At 32.7% G+C, this 25,019-nt stretch carries 12 protein-coding genes; 5 read left to right on the top strand and 7 right to left on the bottom strand.

Annotated features, from left to right (window positions below; all coding sequences use genetic code 11):
- Positions 1-198 precede the first annotated feature (198 nt).
- The 3 genes from HNV08_RS11580 to HNV08_RS11570 all read left to right on the top strand — a co-directional run bounded on the left by HNV08_RS11580 (position 199) and on the right by HNV08_RS11570 (position 6,872).
- Positions 199-2,583: a glycosyl hydrolase family 95 catalytic domain-containing protein gene (locus HNV08_RS11580; RefSeq protein ID WP_173281493.1), complete on the top strand. Its 2,385-nt coding sequence runs from the start codon at positions 199-201 to the stop codon at positions 2,581-2,583.
- 95 nt (positions 2,584-2,678) lie between these two features.
- Positions 2,679-4,199: a sulfatase-like hydrolase/transferase gene (locus tag HNV08_RS11575; RefSeq protein ID WP_173281492.1), complete on the top strand. Its 1,521-nt coding sequence runs from the start codon at positions 2,679-2,681 to the stop codon at positions 4,197-4,199.
- Between the two features lie 180 nt (positions 4,200-4,379).
- Complete coding sequence (locus HNV08_RS11570) at positions 4,380-6,872, top strand: sulfatase-like hydrolase/transferase (protein ID WP_173281491.1); 2,493 nt, start codon at positions 4,380-4,382, stop codon at positions 6,870-6,872.
- 27 nt (positions 6,873-6,899) lie between these two features.
- Here the strand turns inward: HNV08_RS11570 and HNV08_RS11565 are convergent, their stop codons facing one another.
- The 4 genes from HNV08_RS11565 to HNV08_RS11550 all read right to left on the bottom strand — a co-directional run bounded on the left by HNV08_RS11565 (position 6,900) and on the right by HNV08_RS11550 (position 14,951).
- Complete coding sequence (locus HNV08_RS11565; RefSeq protein WP_173281490.1) at positions 6,900-9,614, bottom strand: outer membrane beta-barrel protein; 2,715 nt, start codon at positions 9,612-9,614, stop codon at positions 6,900-6,902.
- A gap of 207 nt (positions 9,615-9,821) precedes the next feature.
- Positions 9,822-10,604 carry a T9SS type A sorting domain-containing protein gene (locus HNV08_RS11560; protein WP_173281489.1) on the bottom strand — a complete coding sequence of 261 codons (783 nt, stop codon included), beginning with the start codon at positions 10,602-10,604 and terminating at the stop codon, positions 9,822-9,824.
- A 236-nt stretch (positions 10,605-10,840) separates the two neighbouring features.
- On the bottom strand, positions 10,841-12,985 hold the full coding sequence (locus HNV08_RS11555) for a putative glycoside hydrolase (RefSeq protein WP_173281488.1): 2,145 nt from the start codon (positions 12,983-12,985) through the stop codon (positions 10,841-10,843).
- A gap of 55 nt (positions 12,986-13,040) precedes the next feature.
- On the bottom strand, positions 13,041-14,951 hold the full coding sequence (locus tag HNV08_RS11550) for a sulfatase (RefSeq protein ID WP_173281487.1): 1,911 nt from the start codon (positions 14,949-14,951) through the stop codon (positions 13,041-13,043).
- Positions 14,952-15,293: 342 nt separating this feature from the next.
- Between HNV08_RS11550 and HNV08_RS11545 the strand changes: the two genes are divergently transcribed.
- Together HNV08_RS11545 and HNV08_RS11540 are read left to right on the top strand one after the other, a co-directional pair.
- Positions 15,294-17,219 (top strand): T9SS type A sorting domain-containing protein, encoded by a 1,926-nt coding sequence (locus HNV08_RS11545; protein WP_173281486.1) that lies wholly within the window; start codon positions 15,294-15,296, stop codon positions 17,217-17,219.
- 13 nt (positions 17,220-17,232) lie between these two features.
- Entirely contained in the window at positions 17,233-18,699 is a 1,467-nt protein-coding gene (locus HNV08_RS11540) for an autotransporter outer membrane beta-barrel domain-containing protein (RefSeq protein WP_173281485.1), read from the top strand.
- Positions 18,700-19,034: 335 nt separating this feature from the next.
- Here the strand turns inward: HNV08_RS11540 and HNV08_RS11535 are convergent, their stop codons facing one another.
- The 3 genes from HNV08_RS11535 to HNV08_RS11525 form a co-directional block, all read right to left on the bottom strand.
- Positions 19,035-20,222 carry a carboxypeptidase-like regulatory domain-containing protein gene (locus HNV08_RS11535; protein WP_173281484.1) on the bottom strand — a complete coding sequence of 396 codons (1,188 nt, stop codon included), beginning with the start codon at positions 20,220-20,222 and terminating at the stop codon, positions 19,035-19,037.
- A 202-nt stretch (positions 20,223-20,424) separates the two neighbouring features.
- Positions 20,425-20,769: a hypothetical protein gene (locus tag HNV08_RS11530; protein WP_173281483.1), complete on the bottom strand. Its 345-nt coding sequence runs from the start codon at positions 20,767-20,769 to the stop codon at positions 20,425-20,427.
- A 112-nt stretch (positions 20,770-20,881) separates the two neighbouring features.
- Entirely contained in the window at positions 20,882-25,003 is a 4,122-nt protein-coding gene (locus HNV08_RS11525; RefSeq protein ID WP_173281482.1) for a hybrid sensor histidine kinase/response regulator transcription factor, read from the bottom strand.
- Between the last annotated feature and the right edge of the window lie 16 nt (positions 25,004-25,019).

Here is a 25,019-nt window from a genome sequence, read left to right as displayed (position 1 = left end):
CTAATTAAAATTTGTTTCAAATCTGTTCGTTTCATAAGATGCCGCAAAATCTATAGAATATTAAGATTATGGGACGCTTTTTTGTCTGAATGGAAAATTACAGATAAAATTTGAAGGATTAGAGCACCTGTCTCTATACCATTAAAATTATCTTTGTTATAGATTTCCGATAAACCTAAAATCCATATTTAAAAACTAATGTATAGATTACAACTAAAAAATACTCTTATATATTTATTTATTTGTTTTGCTAGCAACTCATTTTCACAGAATAAAACTTTCGATTTCAAAGTAGAATACGAAACTTTTTTATCAAAACATGATATGCTTTGGGATATGGTTCCAGACAAATGGCAAACCGCGCCATATTCTGGCAATGGAAATATTGGATTTTTATTATATCAAAGTCCAGAAGAAAAGGACAATGTTATTTCTCTTCATATAGGAAGACACGATTATTACGACCATAGAGAGGCAGAAACGAAAGCAGATGAAATGCTTTGGATTAAACGAAGTCGATTACCATTGGGTCATTTTAAGTTAAAATCCACAGGAAATATAATTAGTGTAAACATGCGTTTAAATTTATGGAACGCTGAGTTAACGGGTACAATAAAGACATCTAAAGGTAATTATAACATTAAAGCGCTTACACACAGCACTAACGATATTATCTATTTTGAAACAGATGCTAAAAACGAATCTATAGAAATAACTTGGCATGCCGAAGCGCCTATTCCTCCAGTTTACGAAGTCTTACAAAAAGGTGGTGGCCCAAAAGGTGGTACTTGGGATAAAATGAGAGCCGTAACTTTAGAAATGGCACCTCAACCTACATATAGTACAAAACACAGTTATAATTTTTGTTACCAACCCTTATATAATAATCGAGGAGAGACCACTACAGGTTGGAAAATAACAGGCAACGCATCCAAAAAACAACAATTAATAGCCAGTGTACATCATAGCTTCCCAGAGCACAACTCTTTAGACATTGTCACTAAAAATTTAGAAGCAGCTGAAGTGCTATTTAAAGACAATAACTTTATTTCTACACATCAAAAATGGTGGCATGACTATTACCCGTTAAGTTTCTTAACCCTTAATGATGCCGAAAAAGAATCCTTCTATTGGATACAAATGTATAAACTAGGCTCAGCGTCTAGAGGAAACGGACCAATTTTAGATTTAATGGGACCTTGGTATAACAGAACCTTTTGGCCAATGGTTTGGGGCGATTTAAATGTGCAACTCATCTATTGGACCCATTTAACTGCAAATAGAATGTCTATTGGCGAATCCTTACCCAATAACATTGATAAATACGCAAAACATCTAGAAGACAATGTGCCTAATCATTGGCAAAACAGTGCTGCAGTTGCTGCTTTAATGCCACAAGACCTCATCGCCTACAATGGTTCAAAAGTACCAGATATGTTAGCATGGATTTTAAATAATTATTGGTTGCATTGCCAGTTTGAAGGCGATGATAGTCGTATGCGAGATAAATTATTTCCGATTTTAAAAAAGACCGTAAATAGTTACTTAAATTATATCAAAGAAAATCCTGTACATGCTGAAGATGGCAAAATTCATATCAAATACAGTTGGTCACCAGAATATAAACCTGGTCGTGGCCAAGATATAAATTTCACCTTAGCGTTAATTCGTTGGAGCTGCCAAACACTCATCGCTATTGATAAACAGCATCACATAAACGACCCACTTAAAAAAGAATGGCAACATTTATTAGATAATTTAGTGGATTTTCAAATTGATGACAATGGTCTTATGGTTGGTAAAGACAGACCTTTTGCGAATCCACATAGACATTATTCGCACCTACTCGCTTTTTATCCATTAATGGTAATTACCCCAGAAAACGAGGCGGATAAAAAATTGTTACGCACGTCCTTAGACCATTGGTTAGATGTAACGTTTAATAGTGGTAAAAAAGTTAAAGCCATGCCAGTAACAGGTTATACAGCAACCGGAGCCTCATCCATGTATGCGCATTTAGGCGATGCCGAAAAGGCGTATTATTATTTAGATTTTCTCATAAAGCATAAGAATATTTCATCAACCACCATGTATTCCGAAGGAAAAAGCAATCCTGTGATTGAAAGTCCCCTATCCTTTGCTACCAGCTTACATGATATGATGTTGCAAAGTTGGGGCGGAAAAATTCGTGTTTTTCCTGCAAGTCCAAAGAAATGGAAAGACGTGGCATTTCACAATTTCAGAACGCAAGGCGCCTTTTTAGTAAGCGCTAAAAAGATAGATGGACACACAGAATTTGTTACCGTAAAAAGTTTAAAAGGCAATGAATGTATTGTTCAAGTTGATTTTGAAAACCCTCAATTTTATATCAACGGAAAGTCAATTTCTGTAAAAAAGGGCGGAGATGATTTTTATAACATAAATTTAAAGAAAGACGAATCGGTTATCATCACGTCCAAGTCATTAAAAAATACAGATTTAAGCATCATAGAGTTACCAAAATCGGAAACAGAGCAAAATCTATTCGGTTATGGGGAGAAAACAAAACGACTACCAGGACACGACTATTACAGTTCTTATTAAATTATTGTGAACCTTCCTTACTAGAGGTTCATGACCAAAGAGATTGACTAAGTAAAAGCAACATTTGACCAATAAAAATTAAATATAACAGATACATGAAAACATTATTATATTGTCTATTTATACTCGCTTCATTCGTGTCATGTACTGCACAAAAGCAACCCAAGAAACCGAATATCATTTTTGTATTTTCAGACGATCAACGTTTCAATTCGTTAAGCATGACAGGCGATACGGTAACCGAAACCCCAAACATTGATCAGTTAGCCAAAGAAGGTGTTTTTTTTAATAACGCATATATTACAAGTCCTATTTGCGGACCAAGTAGAGCCAATATTTTTACAGCACAATGGGAACGTAGAAATAAAATAGGATTTACCAATATTTCTAAACATGTTATTTCTGATGAAACTTACCAAAACAGTTGGCAAGCCCAATTAAAAAAAGCGGGATATTCTACAGCTTTTATTGGAAAACATCACACCAAAATTGGCGATAAAAAAGACACTCCATTAGTAGAAAATACTGATTTCAGTTATTATGGTAATGGCCATTTAGGCTTTTATCCTGCCAAAAAGCACAAACAATTTAATAATCTAAAAAATAAGACGCAAGTGGAAGGCTTATTAGAAGCTACAAAAGCTTTTCTGTCTCAAGATAATGCTTACGAATACTTCTTTGAAAATGCAGATCCTTCCATCAAAAACCAACTCACTAAAAGAGACCCAAACAAGCCTTTTTCTGCTTGGATAAATTTAAACCTTCCACATGCATCTAGTATTGGTGGAATGGGTAGTAAACCAGAAGATCCAGACTATTACAAAACAAAATATAACGATGTTAAACATAAAATAGTATTACCTGTTGGCTACCCACAAGCTATTAGTCTCCCTGAAGAGGTTTATGCTACAAAGGATTTAATGAAGTATTATGTAACGTCTAATAAAGGAAAATTGTTAAACGACAAACTAAAAATGGACCGTGCGGTTTACGCCATTGACTTAATGATTGGAGAATTACGTAACTTTTTAAAAGAAATTGGTGAAGCAGAGAATACTATTATTGTCTTTTGTTCCGACAATGGTTTGTTTTTAGGTGAACACGGCTTAGGCGGTAAAACCATTTTATATGATGAATCTGTACATGTACCAATGATTGTCTATTCCCCATTTTTTAAGGATAAAACAAAAGGAAAAGTGGTAAATGAATTGGTTGTAGGGCAAGATATTCCGGCTACTATTATAGAGATGTGTGGTTTAGATGTACCAGAAACCTATCAAGGAAAAAGTATGTTACCCTTAATAGAGGGAAAAAATGAAAATTGGCGTGAAGACATTTTTTTAGAAAACCTATTTACAGATCAAGGGTATCCTAGACAAGAAGGTGTACGCAGTAAAAAGTTTAAATACATTCGTTCGTTTAGTAAAGCGAACGACCGAAATAAATACATTCCAGAACAAACCATTGAAACAAATGAACAACCTATCTATGAAGAGTTGTTTGATATTATTAACGATCCAACAGAACAGAACAACTTAGCAACGAATCCCTTATACCAAGAGCAACTCATTCATTATAGACACAGATGTAACAAATTGGTTAAAGAACTATTCTAAAACAGTGATGGAAAGAATTTAATGATTCAATTAAAATATTACATTATTTATCAAAATAACCAAAGTCCTTTTACAACTAATAATATTATAAAACAAATGGTTGATTCGAGTAACATTTTGGTGGTTTAAAGCATAATGTAGGATTGAAAGCCTTATACCTTTACTCAAAATAATTTCAAAATGAAAACCACTACACTCCTTTGTATCCTTAGTTTATTTTTTATCGGTCAAACACATGGACAAACCATTGACAGACCCAATGTTATAATTTTTTATGCAGATGATTTAGGTTGGCAAGACACCGAATTGAATGATGAAGGTGCCATTGTACCATGGGAAACTCCAAATATGTTAAGCTTAGCTGCAGAAGGCGCTAACTTCTCTCAAGCTTATTCTCCTGCACCAACGTGTGCACCATCTCGAAGTGCAATGATGAGCGGTCGCCATACGATGCAAACAAAGATGACACATGTTGGTGGTGGTCGTATACCTTCAGTAAATAGTAGTAATAACGCCAATAAATTGATCCATCCTTATTTCCCAGGACGATTAAAGACAGAAGAATCTACAATCGCTGAAGCATTAAGTACCAATGGCTACACCTCAGGACATGTAGGCAAATGGCATATGGCTTTTAGTCATAATACATATCCTGAAGCAGTAGATCAAGGCTTCGGTTTTCAGTTTACCGGACGAGGAATTGCATCAGGAATGGGAGATAGAACTACGGGTTATGCTACAGATGCTGTAGATGACCCTTACAGAATTGACGAAGACGGTAGACCTTACGATACCGTAACTGAAAATGGTTTACAATTTATGGAAGACAATAAAACAGAACCTTTCTTCTTATATATGGCCACTTGGTTAGTACATACACCAATACAAACAAGGGATTTAGCCTTACTAACCTATTATTGTAACAAATTAGAAATTCCAGTACCAACTACAGATACGGATATAACTACTGGAGGTCAAACCAATCCATATTATGGTGCCATGGTAGCCTCTTTAGATTGGAGTCTAGGTAAAATAGTTAATTATTTAAAAGAAACTGACGATCCAAGACATCCAGGAATGAAATTATATGATACCACGTATATCATTTTTGCATCAGATAATGGTGGAGCAGAATCTAACAGTGGAGAAATCATTACCGATAATTACCCTTTAGATCAAGGAAAAAAGTACATTCAAGAAGGCGGTATACGTACTCCTCTTGTAATTACAGGGCCTGATGTTTTAGTTGGGGACTACGATGAACTCGCTTCACATTTAGATTTCTATCCAACCATTTTAGGTTTAACAGGTACAACTGTAGACCCAAGTATTTCAAATAATTTAGATGGTGTAGATTTATCTTCCTTTTTAAAAGGCACGTCTCCAATAATAGAAGATTCAACCGGAAATGAAAGAACCGATTTGTATTGGCATTTCCCGCACAATAAAGATACCCAAATGCAATCGGCCGTTAGAAGTAATGAGTTTAAACTTTATAAAAATCACATCGATGGCTCTTATGAACTTTATCAACTATATAATACCGATGGTTCCAACCACGATTTAGAAGAAACTACCAATATCATTAACACCGCTAATGCAACAATCGTTAATGAATTAACAAACAAGCTAGAAACATTTTTAGCAGCAAACAATGCGAGATATCCGCAATGGAATTCGGATTATTCCGGTAGTGACTATCCTTTAGAAAACCAGAATAATGTCCCGTCGATAGTCTCAACATACTTCGATCAAGACACACAAACGGCAACCACCTTGGTTACAACTCAACCCACTGAAGCCACAATTAGCAAAGCCTACATGCTTTATACTGAAAATGGTTCAGAATGGTTTGAAGTAGATGCCACTATTAACGGCAATAGTATTACTGCTGATGTTCCTATTTCTTCATCTAGTATTGTTTTTACGCTAATCGATTCGAATAACTTCTTAATTATTTCTGAGCAAGTTTCTACAATACAAACAACGTATATAACCTTAAATGATTCAGATCTTATACAACTTTACAATCCAGGAACAGATCACTCAGAACTCATTGGAGGCACAACAATAAACGGTAATGGTAGTTATTTACAAACACGTACAGAAGGCGGAGGAGATGGCGCAAAATTTCTTGTAAAATCTACTACAGATACTGCAGTAACGTGCAGCAATATCACTTTTGGTGTGAGGTCTCAAGTAGACGACGTTGTAAGTTTTGATGTTACCATTGGCGAGCACACTCAGAGTTTTAATTACACTAGTCTATCTAGTACAGACGATGTAGATTTTAATTTTAACATACCAATAACCTTTACCAATGCTAGCCAAGAATTAGAAATTGTAACCACAGGGCTCACAAATAACAACGGACTGAGTCCTAGATTTAGAATCTATGATCTTACATTTGAAATAGACGAATTTTTAAGTGTTGATGACCAGCATTTAAATGTGCAACCTCTAGGGTTGTATCCCAATCCTGTGACAGGAACTTTTAGTTTATCTAAAGCAGTAAAATCTGGTGTGTTATATAGTCTGCAAGGTGCTAAGACCTTTGAGTTTAACGATCAGTATGAAGATATAGACATCTCAGAACTTAAAGCAGGTTTGTATTTTTTACAAATTACCAATACAGATGGAAGTCAGTCTGTTTTAAAATTATTAAAAGAATAAATAAATAGGTAATACGCTTTTTATTGATTAACTTTTTTGTTGCTTTCGGCTACCTAATCGGTATGTATAACTCAATATAATATAGCGTCCTAAACTCTCTGAAGTGGTTTCTTCAAAATAATTAGTAGTGCTTCGTCTTTGAAAATCTACATTTTTATCTAAAAGATCTATAAAAATGAGTTTAAAACTATTATGGCTATTTCTTAAATAATAAGAAATAGCCATATTCCATATTGGAAGTTCTAGATTAGTGGCGAATTGATTATCAGAAAAAATGAAATAATCTAATTGCGTATTGAAATTCAGTTTTTCAGTAAAATCATAGTCAATAGCCGAGAAATAATGCTGTTGTCTGTAGCTACGATTAAGGTTTTGTTCTATAGAAAACGAGGTATGATTTAAACTGTAATTAACCCCTAACTTTAAATCTACTAAATTTTTATTAGCATTTTCTACAGATAACCCTAGAGTAAAATCTTTTGATACCACATCATTGAGTTGTTGATTAATTAATGAGGTATAGGCGTTATATAAATTACTGTTTTTTAATGTATACCTAATGCCCAACCCTTTTATTTTTTTGCTAAAATTAAAGGCAGTAGTTAATCGTTGACGGTTTCCACTATTAATATAGCTTCTTGTTTTTACAAAATCATCATCAATGGTAATATTTGGGATAATAGCATCATTTGAAAACTGATATTTAATACTACCTGTAAAATTTAATGATGATTTGTAATTAAAAATATTAGCCGTTAATGTAAAATCATCCGTCTTTTCAGTTTTTAAGTTAGGATTACCTTGTCTAATAAACAACGGGTTTAAATCGTTGATAACGGTTGAGCTTTCTGAAGAACGAGGACTACGTATTCTTCTATTATAAACTAATCGGTATTTAATACCTCTCTTTGGTTTATATTGAAAGATAGAAAACGGATTTAAATAAAATTGGGTGCTGTTAAAAGGATTTTCTGAAACGACACCAAAAGATCTATCTAACTGTTGAAACTCCATACCTGTATAAACATTCCATTGCTTAGTGCTGTAATTATAGCCTGCTCTATTTTGGTAACTCCCTTCTCTATTGTTGTATTTGTATGTTAGAAGATCCTGCTCATTATCATCCGTTAATGTCGTTTTAAGTTGGTAGATATCTTCATTTTGGTTTAAAATTTTTAAAGAAGAATGCAATTTAAAATAATGATTATTTCCTAATGGTTCTGTGTATTTAAAATTTAAATTATATAACCCATTATCAAATGTTTCATCTCTTACTGCAAAAATCTCTCTAGGCGATGGTGTATCTGTATTCACATTTCTTACAGTCAAAGTAGATTGTTCATTATCTTTTGTTTGCCCATTAATACTCGTTCTAAAGCCAACACTAAAGCTACGACCAATCTTATCTAACTTCTGATAAAAGTTAATATTGATATTGAATAATTTTTTTAGATTATTGTTTTGATACGCTTGATTGTTTGTTGTTACCAATACAACATCTTCATTATAATATAAGCCCGTTCTCGTAGAATTTTGTATAATTTTATCCGTATTCAACCTGCCTCTTATGGTAAGACTGTTAGTACTATTGGATTTGTTTTTATAATTAAAATTGAAATTATGATTATTAGATATTTTATTGAAACTATTTTCAGCGAGGTAATTAAAGTTATTAGAATTAGCAAATGATATGCGCTTTGAGAACGTGGTTCCGCGATTATCCGAAAAATTATAAAAATAGTCAGCATTAAATACTTCTTTGTCTTTAAACTCATGGCTCATATTAATACCGCTAATTCCCGTTTTTAAAAAACCGCTTAGGCTTTTTGATTTGGAGGTGTTGGCATTATCATCATCAGACTCGTCTGAAATACCATCAGCATTTTCTAAAAATCCCTGTATATTAGACCCTGTAATATTTATGTTATTGTATTTACCAATAACGGCCAATTGTGTTTTTGGCGAGAATTTGTTGTAATTAAGATTTGCAAAATAGCGTCTATCTAACCCTATACCCGAAGAAGCCTTACCAAAACCTTGATTTTTTTTTGACGGTTTTAATGTAAAATTAATGACCAACTGCTTATTACCATCATCTACTCCAGTTAATTCAGCTTCATCACTTTTTTTGTCTATAATTTCAACCTTCTCTATAGCATCTGCAGATAAATTTTTTAAAACAATAGCCGGATCACCACCAAAAAATTCCTTACCATCTACAAATATCTTTGTAACCTCAGTGCCTTGAGCGACCACCTTTCCATTAGACCCAACTTCTAAACCTGGAAGTTTCTTTAAAAGTGTTTCTAGATTATCATTTGGATTAACCTTAAACGAATTGGCATTAAACGCAATGGTATCTTCCTTAATTTGAATAGGTACTACAGCAGACAATGTAACAGCATCTAATTCAAAGGTGTCTTCTTTAAGCACAACTTCCCCAAGCCGTATGGGTTGTTTTTTGAAATGAATTTCCTTGTAATGCGTTATATATCCTAAATATGAAAATTGTAATAACAGGGAATCCTTAGGAACATCAAAAAATGTAAACTCCCCTTTTACATCTGTTATTGTATACGTAACAAAAGTAGAATCTTTTTCTTTAAGTAAAGCTACAGAAACAAACTCTAATGGAGTTTTAGACTCACTAACAACAATCCCATTTATGACTGGTGTCGTTTGGCTGTACAAGCCGTAAGTAACAATACAGAAGATTAACCCCAATATTTTTAAAGAGTTCATATTTTAATTGAGCAACTTTGGTTTTGTGTTTACACTTATAATTTATTCAAACTGTAGTTAATAGGTAATACTTTTAAGAAAGCATAGAAAAATAAGAAGATTAGTTTTTAATCAATTTAAGGAATAAAAAAAGGTAGCAATTTAAATTACTACCTTTCATTACGTTGTTATTACTATTTAATTTGTTAAAAAAAATGAAATCAAAACTTATTCTTTTAAAACTTTGAATGTTTTAGTTCCAAATTCTGTATTAATAGTAGCAAGATAAATTCCATTTGTTAGATCACTTATATCATAATAAGTAGATGCTTCTTTATAAGTCTTAACCAACTGACCTGTAATGTTATACAACTCAACGCTTTCAATATTATTATTAGAATCTAATTGAAAACTGTTTTTTACTGGGTTAGGATAAAGCTTTACACTTGTTTCAGGAGTCTCAAAATCACTTGCCGACAATGTTCCATTTACAGTGACATCATAAACTCTTAATCGAACATTATTAGCTGCATTCTGAGCTAATTCATCAACAGTAATTGTTATATTAGTCGTTGTTGGAGATAAGGATAAAGTTGTAGTGTATTCTAATGTCTTTTCTACTAAGTTATCTGTTCCACCATCGTCTGCTGACGTATCAGGTAAAGTATAAGTCACATCACTTTGACCAGGAATAGAAATGGTTATTACTCCTGTCATAGCTGCTCTTTTTCTATAAGCAAAAGTTAACGTTGCGTCAATTGTACTGCCTGAGGTATTAATACCAAACGATTCTGAAACAGGGCTACCGCTTGCAACCTCTGAGTTATAACTAATAAAACTATTACCTTGGCTAAATTCTGTACCTGAAAGTGCATATATACCTGCAGATGATCCAAAAGAGAAATTCTCACTGTCAGAAGATGTACCAGTAAATGTAAATGTGTTCGATTGTGCAGATGCGCCGCAAATTACTGCGAAGAATGCAAATGCTAAAAGTAGTTGTTTTCTCATAATATAAATGTTTTTAAATTAGTTAGTCAAATTTAGACACATAAAACGAACCTTCTTTGCTTAATTCACCCAAAAGCGTTCTCAAATCTTGTAAAACCACTAAAAATCTTATAAAAATAAGGCACATTAAAAAAAATGAATATATCTAGTACTTAATTGTAAATAGGAGAATAAAGTAAAATTTATTAAATTCTACAGTAGGTAGTTAAAAACAAAACTAGCGAGACAAATGCTACTTATTTTTTTACAAAACGAATGGAATGCTTTTCGCCATTTTGTAATTTGATCGTAATAATATAAATACCATCTTGTAATTGAGATACGTCATATTCTTTTTTATACTCAGAAAACGACAAAACCTTTTGACCATACATATTATATATAGTAGCCATATTTATTCTTTTTGAAATACTAAGCGTATGGCTAACTGGATTAGGAAAAATATATACCGTATCCTTAATATCTATATCGCTGATAGATAATGCGGTCTCATCTATCCAATTAAAAACAGTTTCCTTGGTTTCTATATTTACCCATAGATCTAAATTTTCGAAAGAGCGTTCGTATATATATCCATTTTTAATAGGATCGCTTAGTGGCTCCCCCAAAAAATAACTAAACTCGTCTATAAAACTAGTATCCCATAAGTCAGAACTATTACTTGCAGCATTTACGCCTGTTTTATAACTAAAATAAGCATTTTCTTCAACGATAAGTAAAAATACGGCCAACGGAAATTTAACGTTATCTATCGTATAAGCCAATAATTCATCGGGATCTGCAGGTTCTTCTTCAATTGCGGAATAACTTGGACTTGATTGAAAATTAATCATTTTCCCTTTTTGTAATGCCTCCCTCATTAATTGTATAGACACGGCTATTGCATCTGCACGCGATTGGTCTGTACTCGGAAAATCCCAACGCTCTATATAAGAACCATCCATAATTTCCATCAGCGCTCTATTTCCTCCTTCGCGCTCATTCCTTAAAGTATTTCCTACAATAAGCTTATCGGATGGCAACTGATCATTAAGGTCACTTAACATCGTCACATAATTATTTGCCAATGCTCCGTTGGTGTTATACAAATCCCCATTTTCATTTGGGTTTGTAATTTTATCTACAAACACGCCATCAATAACATCTAAATTTGCCATATTAACACAAGTATTAATCCACCAATTTCGCATAGCTTCAACATCATGATTATACCAATAATAAAGATCTTTAAAAAGATATATCTCACCATCTAAATATGTGCTCCAACTAGCAACATTGCTATTATATTCTTCATTGGCTTCATAACCAAAGTAGTTGATACGTGTGTTGTAATAAAATAGAGTTGTTAGATTAGGGTTCTGTGTTTTAATCCTTGAAGCTAAATTTTCGATACCATCTTCAATATATTCAAAACCTTGAAAATTTGCTTTTTCTAACATAACTAACTGATAATTCTCAGCTATACTTGTAACCGCTTCTTCTGATAGTGCATTATTACTTCTAACGGCTACCCATCTAGGAATTTTATTCCAAGAAAAGTTGGGTAAAGTTGGAAGTAATACCGTTTGTTCAGGGTAATCATGATAAAAATCTGGGCCTTTTTCAAAAACAGAATAATCCGTTACATCCCAAATGGTATTATCTGGCCCGTTTATTTCTAACTTTAATTTTAAAGCTTTAATAGCAATTTCGCGCGGTGCCGTTGTAAGACTTCCTGTACCTGTAACCGAAAATAAATTACTTAACTCAGAAAACATATAACTTTGATTACTATCAATTTCGAGAGATTCCAAACCGTTACCTAAGCCAAAAATCATAGTATGGTCTCTACCACCATTTGTTTCTACCAAATCAATTGCCGAAAAACCTATAGCATAAGTAAAATTAGAGTTTAATCCATTGATCATTAAATTATCGATTTCAAAAACTAATGATTCGCCTGGGTCAATATCAAAATCGCTCATAACTCCCCAAGAATTATCTATATTAGTGACGTCAGTTTGGGTTCCATAATTAGTAACAGAAGAAGCGTTTGGTTCTGCACTGTAAGTGTACGTGGCATCGGTATAGGCTTTAATTACGACATCGAAAGCTACTTGTTCATTATCACCATCATTGTCTAAATCATCTTCGATATAGGTAACTGAATACACTAATTCATTAGCATCGTTAAGAACAAAGCAACCGACGTTACTCGACGTGAAATTTTGAATTATAGTTCCGTTGTTAATACTTATATCCTCATTTAACTGAGTGGAATGACCTGCATTAGGGTTGAGTTCAACCCATAAATTAGAAACTTGACCATATGACAGCCAACAAACAAAAAACAATAAATGGTTAACGACCACTTTTAAATTATTACATAACTTTTGTCCCATACTGATTGTGACTTAACGTGAAGTTTTTTTATTTCTTATTTTGATATTTTCAGCTTTAATTATTCAATGCATATTCAGAGTACTTCTGTTTATTCATCCTAAGTGTTTTATTCGCAGGAATTTCGGGATAACTTATTAAGAAATTATTTGAATCTACTAAGTTAATAATATAGTGCGTTGTACTTTTCGGTAAGATTGCAGTTATGGTGCCATTAGAATTTACGGTAGCATCAGTCTTAAACCATTCTTCATATCGATGTCCTCCATTAGTGGTATAAATTAAATCTGCCTTTACCACCGCAGCACCATTTTCTTTGAACTTAAAAACAACTTGATTATTTTCTTTTGAATCTGATAATACCGTAGGTACTGTTTCTTTATGCTCTAAGTCATTTTTATAAAAAGGATTGTAATACGGATAACTTGCCTCCATTTCGGTTAATATTGAAGTTAATTGGTCATTCATCTCCTTTGTTTTCTCCGGATAAGTTGTTGCTAAATTATGAGCCTCTTCGATATCTACACGTTTCACTTTACCATTACGCGTACTGTATAATTGATATAATTCAAATTCTGGTGTATCAGCATTCGATTTATAGTCATAATTTCTTATCAACTTATAATCCCCTACTCGCAAAGTACTTTGAAAAGAAGCATGTGGAAAATGCCACATCATCTCAGATCGGGTGTTACCATTTTTATCCTTTACTAACTTAGAATCGGTTGGATCTATTAATAACAGGTCTGATAAATCAGCGCCATCCAAAAGTTTGTCTTTTGGCTTTTCTATACCTAACAAGGATAGAATCGTTGGGTAAAAATCAAGCCCATTTACAACAACCTCAGATGCTACTCCAGACTTAATTCCAGGTCCTGAAATTATAAGAGGCACTCTAGTTCCACCCTCTTTAGCATTAATTTTCCCTTTGTCTAATGGGTAATTATCAGTAACAATATCGCCATGTGCCTTTTCCATACCGCCATTATCCGAAGTAAAAATAATATACGTGTTTTCAATTAACTTATGCCCTGGCCAACGCGGATCATCGGTTGCTTCTAAATAATCAAAAACCTGCCCAACGTAGTAATCTAGCATTTCTACCATAGCACAGTAATACGGATTATTTTGCCCTTCTACCTCCCAATGTTCTGGGTCTGTTGGAAATGGCACCCCTAATTTTTTACAATATTTTTCTAAAAGTGCTTTACTTCTAGTATGTATAGGCGCATGGACTAAAAACGTTGCATAATACAAGAAAAATGGATCTTGTTTATTTTCTTTTAAAAAATTTAAAGCATCTTGGTTGTTTTGATGATAAGGAAAGCCATTATCATCTAGACGGTAAGGGTCTGTGGCATTTGTAGTGGCAAAATCTGTTAAACGATGTGGTTTTTGTGGACTTGTTGCTCCTCGATCTGAGGTAGTAACATCAAATCCTTGATCTTCGGGCTGAGGAAAGGCGTGATGATTTATAGCCATATGCCATTTCCCTGCATGTCCTGTTGTATAACCATTTTGTTGTAATACTCTTGCTAATGTTATTTCATTTTCTGGCATACGACCACTATACCAAGGATCCATAATGCGTTGTACATTTTTATGACCACTAACTGTTGGAGGAGCACCACCTACAACATGTGTCTTTTGTGCTCTAGCAGGATGATTGCCACTCATAATAGCACATCGACTAGGTGCACAAGTAGGTGCTGGAGAATAAGCTTGCCAAAACTGAATTCCTTTTTTAGCTAAGGCGTCAATATTTGGTGTTTCATAAGGAGAAGGCTCATCAATGTCATAGGCTTTAACATCTTGCCAACCCAAATCATCCGTAAGTAAAAGCAAAACGTTAGGTTCTGGTCTACCTGTATCTTTTTTACTTTGAGTAACTACATCTAACTTTTTGGAATTACAATTAAAACACACAGCTAAAGCTATAAAACCTATCACATAATTTCTGTACTTCATTTTTGTTTTTTTTTAATCACTTGCCATCCAAATGTTTTTCTACAACATCTTTAAATATAAAACACGATCTAAATTCTTTTGCTAAATAACAAAACTATTTAGAAATACCGTATCTGAAATAGCCATTTGTGTTGCTTTAATCCATCAATTTATTTTAGTCTAGCAATGCAGTCTGTAATATTTCAATTTATTATGACTAAGCAAAAAATTAATCTCACTACAACCTTAACACCTTAATAACCAAGCACAAAAATGTGTATAGATGGATTACAGAAAGAGAATGGGTCATTTGAGAAAACAATGTTTTTCGATTCGCTTTATCTTTATAAAAAAATATCAGGCATGGTTAAAAAAATTAATTTATTAATTCTATTTACATTTATTTACATAATTCCCATCTCTTCGCAACAAGTTTGGTATGAGAATGCAAGTAGTACTGAGCATATTAGTTTTAACAGCGTTTCAGCTGGCGTATTTACCACCAATGAAACCAATCCAGAAATCAATACTATTAATTCTAACGCTACCGTTTCTAAATTTGTAAGAGATGGGAATCCTGAACCTACAATAAGTTTTGATCTCACAAATCCCATTACAGATTTAACATCATATACTATTTCACTTAAAGCATATACATCTTTAGCAACTTCAGAATTTAATGCAACCAATACTTCTATTAGACTATATTTAAGGAACTCAAATCTTGGAGATTCTGATGCTATTTTTGAAGAATTACTATTTTCAGAAGGTGAGACTTGGGCGTCTTTTACCTTTGATTTTAACAACGAATCCATCCCAGCGAATGTACTTTTAGAAGGAGGCTATGACCAAATACAAATTGAGTTAGCTTCTGAAGATACTACGGCGTTAACTTCAACATATTATTTTGACACTATTTCTGGATATTCTGAGCAAACCATACCTAAAGCTCAATTTTTGTCAGGATCTTGGGGAATGCGATTTAATCTTCATGGAGGTATTAGGTTAGACAATACAGATCACTATGATTGGGTAATTGGTGCACAACAAATAGTAGATAATTTACCTAGTGTTGGACATATAATCACCAATTTTACACATCCTGCGCACGGCTACTTTTATACTTTAAGAGATAATGCTTACGTAGATATTGCTAACGAAATTCATCCAGGCATGGTACCTACAATAGAAAATGAACAAATAATATTAGATGTCATTAATGTTTTTAAAACAGCAGGAAAAAAAGTAATACTGTATGTAAATGGTGCTGGACCATCGGTTATTCAAGGAAATGTTGATGCTACTGAAGCTGGAATCATTACAGGATGGGAGAATTATTATAACACTAATTTTGCGGGAGATGAAGGCTTAGCATGGCAAACCTTAGCAAGAGGTTTTTTTGAACGTTTTAGCGGACTAGTTGATGGGTATTGGATTGATAATGTTTCAAATTTACCCGGTGACTTAGATGCTTTTATTGCCATGATTAGGGACGTACATCCTGAAGCCGCTATTGCTACAAACCTAACTAAATCATTTATAAAAGATGAGGATGGAAATAACATATATGTTGATTCCGATTCTACAACAGACGAAGACCCAACGGACTATAGAGTGTTCTTTTTAGAAGCAAATGACCCTTACACGGATTTCACAGCCGGACACCCAACTCCATTAGGTCAAGGCGCGCCTCCAAACTCATGGGCTTACGAAGAATTCTCTTTTCCTTTAGTTACAGAAAACCCTTGGTCTTCTTATAATGGAGTTAAGCAAGCGCTAAAACACTATTTTGTTCCAATACGACAACAATGGAGTGTAGCTAGTGCAGATTTAGTATTTGAAATTGAGCAGGCATATCGTTTTGTAAGAACGTTTACAGATCCAGGAGCCACTATGACATGGAGTACTACCATTACCGATGGTTATATCACCGCTGATGAAATGGCTATAATGCAAGAAATAAACAATAGAATGGTTCAGTCACCTAAGCCAGATTTTATTCCCTATACCCGACCAGAAGGCGCTTATTTAGTTGGTGAAACGCTAAGTATAGATTCTGAAACTGATTTTAATCAAATCGTCTTATATCCTAACCCAGTAAAAGATTCCTTTAGACTAACAAAAAACATTTCTTCAGCAATCATATATAATATTGAAGGGCAACAAATTTTAAAATTTAATCAAAACGAACCCTATTTTAACGTGTCTTCATTAAAGGAAGGTGTCTACTTTGTAAAAGCATATTCATCCAATAATGACGTACAGGCTTTTAAAATAATAAAGAAATAATAATCATCTAAATATGAAAAATAACATAATTAAACAACAAGGAATGTATTATAGGAATATTGTATTTTATATCATATTGCTTTTTTCAACTTTTTCGTATGCTCAAATTGGTATAGGAAACACATTACCACAAGCTACATTAGATATAACTGCATCTAATCAAGCCGCACCAACAAATGAAGACGGTTTATTAATCCCAAGAATTGATGACTTTCCATCAACACCACCTACAGCAGCCCAAAATGGAATGCTGGTATACCTTACTACAACAGTAGGTTTAAACACTAAAGGTTTTTATCATTGGGACCAAGTGAATGGATGGACACGACTGTCTAGTATTGAAAAATTAAATGATCTATCGGACGCAAAATCTGATGTAGATGGGTCAGAAGACGGGTCTTCTATTTTTATTGGTATAGACGCTGGTGCTAACGATGATGGCAATGACCGAAGAAATATAGGCATAGGCTATAGAGCTTTAAATGCCAATACAAACGCTGATCATAATTCTGCTTTTGGCTATGCATCACTTGAAAACAATACTACTATCTCTGGAAATAGTGGTAATAACAACTCTGCCTTTGGCTATGTTGCAATGCGAGAAAACACCACAGGTCAAGGCAACTCTGCATTTGGAAAAAGAGCTTTAGAAAACAACACCATTGCCAACCACAATACCGCATTTGGTGCAGATGCCTTAGGCAATAATAATCCTGTTTCTAATAATAGTGGCGGAAGTGCCAACTCTGCAATAGGAAATGCTGCCTTGAGTAATAACACCACTGGAAACGAAAATGTAGCTTTAGGAAATTTAGCCTTGACCACTAATGTCTCTGGAGATAATAATACCGCTGTCGGAACCGAAGCGTTAACCAATAATTTTGATAGTAGCAATAATACGGCATTTGGTTATGGCGCACTTAAACAAAATATATCAGGAAATAATACAGCAATAGGTTCTTATGCAGGAGAATTAATAGCTAGTAATGATAATCTATCATCATCTAATGTTATAATAGGCTATTTATCTGGAAACGAATTAGACGGCAGTAATAATGTTTTGGTAGGACAACAATCTGGTCGTTATTTAGAAGGCGATTTGAACGTGTTTTTAGGAAGACAAGCTGGCCGAGATAACAAGGGGAGTTCTAACGTTTTTATTGGCAATAGAGCTGGTTTCAATGGTGCTTGGGATCTTGTTTCTAATACCTTAGTGATTCAAAATGAAAGTAGCGCAACACCATTAATTTATGGCGATTTTACGTCAGGTAGAGTTGGCATTGCTAAAACGGCATCCACACATGCATTAGAAATAGAAGGTACAACTGAAGCTACGCAGTATAAACTATCTGCATTAAATACGGCACCTGCCAGTGCTTCAGATACCGGAACTGTAGGTGAGATTAGAGTAACGGCAACTTATATTTATATTTGTACAGCTGCTAACACATGGGTAAGGGCTGCCTTATCAACTTGGTAATATAGGCTTACTCATAATTACTTTTATTTTAATACTAAAACCCTTGGAGATTTAAAGGCGTAGTTCGTTTAAATACAGAAAAAACAACTCTGTAGAGTTTAATACCCAAAAAGAAATCTTTGAGTTTAACTATCTTTAAAGAGAAAAACAGATACACTTATCTATAAACGCATAAATATTTAGAAATTACACATTACAATAAAACATAGACAATCCTTTGGTCTAAATTAATAGTAATAAAATAAACCTCAAATAAAATACATTCATTTGAGGTTTTTAAATATATACTCGTTGAGCATATATTTTATACAATATCTATAAAGGTAGTTAGATGATTATTTGTTAGCATACTCAAACTGGGTTTGGATATTAATGCCAAAACTAGCTTCTAATTCCTTAATACTTTTCTTGTAATATTCTGTTGGTGGTGGCATATTAAAATCCTCCCAGAATTGGGCATTATATTTAACTTTTACTTCTTCCATCTTCATCTTGTGTACGTTAGTATAGTTGACATCTATTTTCTTCGTATCAGTTTCAATACCCAAAACAACCACTTCATTACGTTTAGAAATTTTAATTTTATCATTGGTGGTTTTAAGAATTTTTTGATGCTCTTCGGATAATTCTACAAACTTTTTTCCGTAATGGTTATGATAACTTAAATAAAGCTTCCCATCTTTATTTTTTTTATAGATATAGACCACATTTGCAGCTTTGTTCCTTGTTTTATAAACTTTATAGGTATCAATGCCAATATACAACACAGGATCTAAATATTTCTTTCTTTTTTCTACTTGGTTTATGCCTTGAATTATTACGATATCTTCTCCATCATAGGAGGTATCGCCAATTTTTGTCCACTCATAATTACTTGTGTTTATCCCTCGTCTTAAAGGGTCTATTTTTGTCATAAAATTTATAGGATAAATTCGATCCATATTTGGATTTTTATAACTTCTAAAATCTACGGATTGCCTACCCTCTACGACATCAATTTTTCGCACTTCTTTTCCACCTCGTGGACCTACATCTTTTACTTTTACATAATGTTCTACATAAAACTTAGCAATATCATCTTCTACAGCAAAAAATCGATTTAATATTTTTAGTTCGTGCACTGAACTTACCATATTTTCTTTTAATTTTTTAAAAGCTAGGTCAACGTATTGTTTTGGGTTCATGATATTCACTTCATCAAGTGAAACAACATCTTCTTTTAAAACAATCACTTTTTCCTTAAGTGCTATAAAATCTTTTACAACAATTTTTGACGTCGTAAAACCGATACTAGAAACCTCTAGCGTATCTAATAAATTGTTTTGAGATAACATTAGATAAAAATGGCCATCTTCATTACTAGACGTACCCAAATATTTTGAGGTTATACTTATCGCAGCAAAAGGGATACTTAAACTAGTTTCGTCTTTAACAACACCTTCTATTTTTAAGGTTTTTTCTTGAGAATGAACATAATGAACGGAGACCATTAATAAAATTAATATAACTGTTAACTTATGCATATGTCTAATTTTTAAACTTTAGAGATTGATGCTAAATATTACTACAAGAGCTGATCAGCCCCTTTTAAAAGTTATCATTAATAAAAAAACAAGCCCTCTAAAAAAGTATTGTGAAATCTTTTTTTCGAGGACTTATCATTAATTTTGGTACTTAAGTATATAAACTTATAAGATACCTCTATTGAAAATTGTAGACTAATGCTTAGCTTTTTTTCTTTTTTGCCGCATTTTTAATTTCTTTAGCTCGGTCTTTTCCTAGCGCTTTACCTAAGGCTTTATTAAATTCTTGATTGCTCGCTTTTCTTGCAGCCTTAAATTCTTCAGATCCTTTTTCGTGCTTTGCTCTAATTTCTGAAGATTCTTTTAAGTGTTCTGTTTTCAACGCTATTAATGTTTCCTTTTCTTCAGCAGTAAGGGTTAATTTACTCTCAACGGTCTCTATATAAGAAGTGACTCTCTTACTTAATTTTTTATCCGTTTTACTTTGTGCAAAAACCGTACTTGTTAATGCGATACTAAATACAAATAATAATATTGCTTTTTTCATAATGTTTAAATAGTTAATTATTAATTAATTGTTTGTTTGAATCTCAAAATTAATCTAATACTGCGGTCATTTCATTCTATATTATACCATTTAATTGCTTAAAACGCTCATCTTACCTTTTTGAGTATTCAGAAGGCGATACACCATGCAATTTTTTAAATGAAGTAGAAAAATACGAATTTGATTCAATCCCAATTTGATACATGACTTCAGCAACGTTATAACCATGATTACTATCTAATAGCTCTGCCGCTCTTTGTAATCTAAAATTACGTAAATAGGCATTTGGTACCTGCCCTGTTAATTGCTTTAATTTTCTATAAAAATGAGATGAACTTAAGCCTGCCTCTGTCGAGAGCTCTTCTACACCAAAATTTGAGTTTGATAGGTTTTTTTCAATTATCTCAGTAATTTTATCTAAAAACTCTAAGTCTCTTTTAGAAAACCCTAATTCCTTTTTATTCTTAGGTGGTAAACTATTCTTTGAAAAGTAGTTTTTTATCTTCTCATTATTTTCAATTAATTTTTTAAGTCGAAGCTCTAAATGTTTTAATGAAAATGGTTTACTGATATATTCATCTGCACCAAATTCTAAACCTTTTATTAAATCTACATTATCACCCAATGCTGTTAACAATAAAACTGGGAGTTGGCAGGTTTCAGGATTAGCCTTTATCAGTTTACATAATTCAAAACCATCCATCTCAGGCATCATAACATCACTTATTACAGTGCTAAATTCTGTGTTTTTTATGGCTTCTAGCCCTTCAAGTCCATTATTCGCTATGGTAATATTGTATGTATCCGAAAGTGCATTTTTTAGAAAATCTTGAATATCCACTTCATTTTCTACAACTAAAACATTATGCTGTTTTTTAGTTTTTTGTTTGGCTCCAAGGTCTTCTAATTTATTAGCCTGTAATGGTACCCAGTTTTTTATAAAAGATTTCTTCGCATCACTATCTTCAAAATTAACATCCTCAATGGTTGACGATGGAATCACAATTGTAAATCGTGTTTCCTTTTTAGGTTTACTTTTTACAGTAATACGACCATTAAACAACTCTACTAAGGATTTACAAAAAGACAACCCAATACCACCTCCACTCACATTACCATCCTGGTTTCCTAATTGATAAAAGCGTTCAAATATGGTCTTTAAACTTTCCTTTGGTATTCCTTTTCCGGTGTCAATAACATCAATTCTAATATTTTTTATATCATTTTCATACACAATTGAAGCTTCAATGCTAATAGTGCCTTGAACTGGCGTATTTTTAAATGCGTTAGACAATAAGTTAAAAAGAATCCTTTCTAGTTTTTCTATATCAATTACAATCTCTTCATTTGGAGAGCTAATTTTATAATAAAAATTAATATTTTTTTCTAAGGCATAATTTTCAAAAGCTTCTGTGGTTGGGTATAAAAAATCGCCTAAAGTAGATTTTGTAAAGTTCAAATTAAGATAACCTTGCTCTGCTTGTCTAAACGTAATTAATTGATCTATTAAACTTAAAAGCCTATGTGTATTACGTTTAATAATTGCTAAAAACTTTTCACTTTCTGGATTAGTATTGTTATCAATAACTCTGTCTAATGGACCAGAAATTAACGTTAATGGCGTTCTAAATTCATGAGACAAATTAGTAAAATACTTAAATTTACCTTGATTTATTACTTCCATTCTATCTTTATCTAATTGCTCATAAATTAATCTCTGTTTTAATTTTTCGTGCTGAACAAAATAAAATACAATCCCAACGCCAATGCCAAAAAACAACAACGCAAGTATCGTATAGCTCCACCATGTTTGGTACCAAAGTGGTAATACAATTAATGTTAAAGACTTTGTTGAGTCACTCCAAATACCATCTCCATTAGCCGATTTTACTTTTAGAGTATATGTACCTGCGGATAAATTAGTATACGTGATTGCTGATTTTCCTTCATCTGTTTCTACCCAATCTTTATTAAAACCGTCTAATTTATATGCAATTTTATTTTTAGCAGGTGCAGAAGTATGCTCTGCTACTATATTAAATGAAATGATGCGTTGACTCTTAGAAATGGTTACCGTATCGGTTTCTGATATTGCTTTTTCTAAAATAGTGATATCGTTAAATTTTTCACCAATTTTTACGGGTTTATTGTTAAGTAACAATGAGGTTATTAATACACGCGGAGACTGTTTATTTAATGTGATTTTTTGAGGATCGAAAATAGTTAAACCATTAAGGCCTCCAAAATACATGTAACCTGAAGCTCCTAACGTATAGGCAGATTGCCTAAAATTATTTTGTTTTAATCCGTCACTAACATCAAAAACATTAGCATTGTTTGTTGCTTCGTTGAGACGTACTAAGCCCATGTCTGTACTCATCCATAAGTTACCACTTCCTTTTTTAGATAAAATACCATAAATAACATCATCAGGTAGAATATCATGCTTTCTAAAATATTTGATATCTACCGGGTTCCCTTCTTTATCTACAGTTAGTTTATTTACTCCTCCTCCAAAAGTACCTATCCAAATATTGTTATTTTCATCTTCATGTAGTGAAAAAATACTATTATGGCTTAATGGAGTTCCTTCACTTTTCTTATTATTATATGTTCTTAATATTTCTAATTTTCCACCGATATATTTACACTGCAACAGACCATTATCGGTTCCAAACCATAAAAATCCCTTACTATCTTTAAGATAAGATTGTACTCTGCTAGCAGCTATTCTTACACTCGACTTTATTGTAACTTTTGGTTGATTTGAATTATTAACCGTTAACCATGGGTTTTCAATTATTATAATTCTATTACCTGCTAAAACAATATCGGTTTCATTAATTTGAGCAATTTTACGCGTTAAGAATAAGGATAATTTTCCGTTTTTAGATAAAATTTGAATCTCCTTAAATTGTTTTTTTTGTGGGTGATAAACAAACACTTTTTTATCAGTACCTAACCAGATATAATTTTTTTGATCTTGATAAATGCACCTAATAACATCATTATGATCTAATGACAATTTTCCTTGTAAGTCTTCAAACTTAATTTTATTAATAGTGTTTTCAGAAACAGCATCAATACTTCTAAATAATTTGTTATTGTAACCAGAAACCCAAACTGCACCTGTATTATCTTCTAATATTGATGTAATTAAATTATCTCCAAGAGAGTTCTTATCGTATGGGTTATTTTTATAAGAATAAAATGGCTTTTGATTAACATCTAGCTTATTTATACCGCCTTGCGCAGTTCCAATCCATAATACATCAAAAACATCTTGATATACCGCATTTATTTGATGACTACTAACACTATTTTTATCTTTTGGATCGTAATTATAATGTTTAAATGAATTTAGAATTGGATTAAATTTGTATAGACCATCACCAATGGTTCCAATCCAAATAGCATTATCATTATCTTTAAAAAGGCTGTTAACATAAAACTCTGAATCTTTATTTGGAACATTTATTTTCTTTATCAGATAATCCGATTTAGAATCTAAATTAGAACTATATAGTCCTTGGGTGGTTCCTATCCAAAAAATGTTATCCTCTTTTAGGATTTCAGTAATCTCTTTATCTTTAAAAAAATCAAAAGCATTTACATCTGGAAGCGCAGGCTTTAATAGCGAAGAATCTAACTTACAATTTACTTTTTTCAAACCTTTTGTGGTACCTAAAATAATTGTTCCGTTTTCAGCAAAAGCAAACGTATTTAGATCCATATCAGCATCATCCAAAACAAGTATGTTTTCTGATACTTCAAAAACGCCATTATTAACATCCTTTAATTGACAACGAATTAATTCTTTAGAAGATGCGATCCACACATAGCTATTTTTTATTGCTATTTTTTTGACATCTATATTATGTCCTATCGGAACTTTAAAAAAACGTTCTAACCATGGCACATAAACATTAACTCCTACATTGGTACCGATCCAAAGAATTCCGTTTTCATCATTAAACAAATAGGTTATGTTATTACTAGATATGGTTTGCTCACTGTTAGACTGTGTACTAAATGTTTTAAATTCGTAACCATCATAACGGATTAAACCATTAGGTGTAGCATACCATAAAAAACCATATTTATCTTGTTCTATTGCATTAACCGTATTTTGATTAAATCCTTCTTTATTAGAAATTCTTTCAAAATTCTGAGAGTATGCTTGTTGAATACATAATATAATTACAACACTAATAATGCCTATAATTCTACGCATGTTATTTATTTAGTTT

The organism is Winogradskyella eckloniae, from assembly GCF_013249045.1.
Lineage (GTDB): Bacteria > Bacteroidota > Bacteroidia > Flavobacteriales > Flavobacteriaceae > Winogradskyella > Winogradskyella eckloniae.
This window is presented reverse-complemented; position numbering and strand designations above follow the sequence as displayed.